This is a genomic window from Microvirga tunisiensis, assembly GCF_009296175.1.
Classification (GTDB): domain Bacteria; phylum Pseudomonadota; class Alphaproteobacteria; order Rhizobiales; family Beijerinckiaceae; genus Microvirga; species Microvirga tunisiensis.
In genome coordinates this window covers 1-2,218 of the sequence record NZ_VOSK01000613.1, presented here as the reverse complement: position 1 = coordinate 2,218, position 2,218 = coordinate 1, and the positions used below count along the sequence as shown (strand labels likewise).

Below are 2,218 nucleotides of genomic sequence, written 5' to 3'. Positions count from 1 at the left end.
TCGAGGGCTCCTGTCGTGAGGTGGAGGGACCAAACCCCTCGATCCTCAAGACAGGACCCAGTCCTGTCATTGTGTGCCCTTCAGCGGGTTACCGCCCCCAAGTCATGGCGCCGCCCCAGCCGCAGTGTCCTCCCGCGCGAGCGGGTTCGTTCTGTGGCACGCCTGAGACCTAAGCTCGAAGGCAGCAATCCAAATCAAACCGGACGTTCCAAAAGGACAGGGAATCTCGGTTCCTGACCCCAAGCGGACTTTCCTAGACTCCGGGTCGACTTCGTGGACAGAGTAGTCGGCCTCGCAATCGTATTGCGTTGCACAATGCTTCGACTTCTGGTCGGACGCTCTCAGAGGCTAACGTGGCAAGAGATTCCATCCACCTGCTGCGGCTCGCGTATGCCCGCCGCAACCCGCCGTGCCGCCCTGGCCGACCCCGCTAGCGCCGCTCGGCCCTCTCAGGCGCAGGCCGAGAAGATCCGAATGATCTGCCCGGATGGTTTCAACGCGGCCTGCACCATCCCGAGCCCCGCTTCGAGCGGACACAAGGTCTTGAACCCTCCGGAACCCGGACCGGGCCAGCCTTCCTGTCCCGGTCGGTCAAGGCGATGTCCTTTTCTGTCAAGCTGGCCACTCGCTTTCGTGCGAGGCTGTTGGCATCGGCGGAGCCATTCCTGCCGCGTTCCCCGGCTGTCTGGAGAGAAGCAATGCAATCCTCATCGATCCTGACGCTTGGCGCGATCAGCCTTGTCCTGGCCGCGTGCCAAACCCCGCAACAGGCCGTGCAGCAGAAGGAAGATCTGCTGGCGGCATCGGGATTCACGCTTCAGCCGGCCAATTCGCCCAAGCGGATTGCCGCCATGAACAAGCTCCCGCCGAACAAGTTCGTCCAGCAGACCTCGGGCGGAACGGTGGTCTACGTCTATGCCGATCCGGCCGGGTGCCAGTGCGTCTATTTCGGCAACCAGACGGCGTGGTCGAACTATCGGGGCGCCGTGTTCGAGAAGCGGCTGGCCAACGAGCAGCAAATGACCGCGATGATGAACCAGGACGCTTTCGATTTCGGGCCGTGGGGCCCTGGCTTCTGGTAGGTCGTGCCCCGCGCTTGGATGAGCTGATATCCGCCTCTTGCGGGGACGGCATGGGGCGGACCATCGACAGTGGTAGGCTCAAGGAGGAGGTGATGACCGTCAGACCTGTCTTGCTTCTCGTCCTGGTCTGCGGAGCCGAGCTCACGGGCTCGATCATGCGACCGGCCGATGCCGCAGCCTTCACCTGTCCGGACACCGTGACGTCGGATGCGCCAAGGAATGCTTCTCCCCTAAGTGACCTGTACTCGGGGGCAAATGATGCCACTGCCGGCAATCGCCTTGGCGAACTCATGGCTGACCTCCGCAAGGGCGGGATGAAACCGGCTCTCATCGTCGACCGCCTGGTCGGGGCCTATTGTCCGCTGGTTGCAAGCGACGGCAGCCTCACGGACAAGCAGAAAGCCGACCGAGTTCGGCGGTTCGCGCGGCAGGTGACGGGATTGGCTTACGGGCAGTCGGGCCAGGAGGAGCTGGATGTCCTCGTCGAAGTGCCCTTGATGCCAGCGCTGCTTGGCCAGGTTGACCAGGCGGCGGGCAGGGCAGGGTTGTCCCGGGATGCATGGATCGAGCGGGCGATCAAGCAGCAGTTGACGGTGCCGTGATGCAGCCGTTCCGTGCCCGACCTCGTGCCGACGCCATGGCCAAGCGGACCTGAGGCGTCAGCAGGACATGGAGCGTCGAATCAATCCCGGAAGTGGAGGCCACTTCCGGGATTGATGCTCTAGTAGCACGGGGGATAGGGGTAATAGCCGCACCGGCCATATCCGTAATAGGGGGCCGCCGCGGCGGCTCCCAACGCAGCTCCGGCGGCAAGGCCAGCCGCTGCCCCGGCACCCGCCCCATACCAAGCGCCGCGATAGACAGGGGCGTGCCAATAGTTGCCGCCACCCCACGCGCCGCCATGGAACCCGCCGACATGCACGGCGTCAAAGCCTCCTGCGTGGAAGCCGCCGAAGCCTCCTGCATGGAACCCGCCGCCGCCGAAGCCGCCGAACCGGTCGATGAACAACGCAGCCGGTCCGCTCGATCCGGCGAGGCTTCCTTCCAGCACCACGACATCGAAGGTCAGGTTCCCGCCTTCGAGTTTCGGCGTCTTCAGCGTCACCACGGCGTCGCTGACCTTCGAGCCGTCACCG

Annotated in this window: 2 protein-coding genes and 1 pseudogene; 2 read left to right on the top strand and 1 reads right to left on the bottom strand. The window is 64.4% G+C overall.

All coding sequences use genetic code 11. The annotated features are described in order from the left end of the window. Window positions 1–698 precede the first annotated feature (698 nt). On the top strand, window positions 699–1,082 hold the full coding sequence (locus FS320_RS42000) for a hypothetical protein (RefSeq protein ID WP_152718472.1): 384 nt from the start codon (window positions 699–701) through the stop codon (window positions 1,080–1,082). 92 nt (window positions 1,083–1,174) lie between these two features. Then, window positions 1,175–1,684 (top strand): glutelin, encoded by a 510-nt coding sequence (locus tag FS320_RS41995; RefSeq protein WP_152718471.1) that lies wholly within the window; start codon window positions 1,175–1,177, stop codon window positions 1,682–1,684. Between the two features lie 119 nt (window positions 1,685–1,803). Here FS320_RS41995 and FS320_RS46760 read toward each other — a convergent pair. After that, window positions 1,804–2,218, bottom strand: a pseudogene (locus tag FS320_RS46760) (hypothetical protein); the annotation flags it as partial.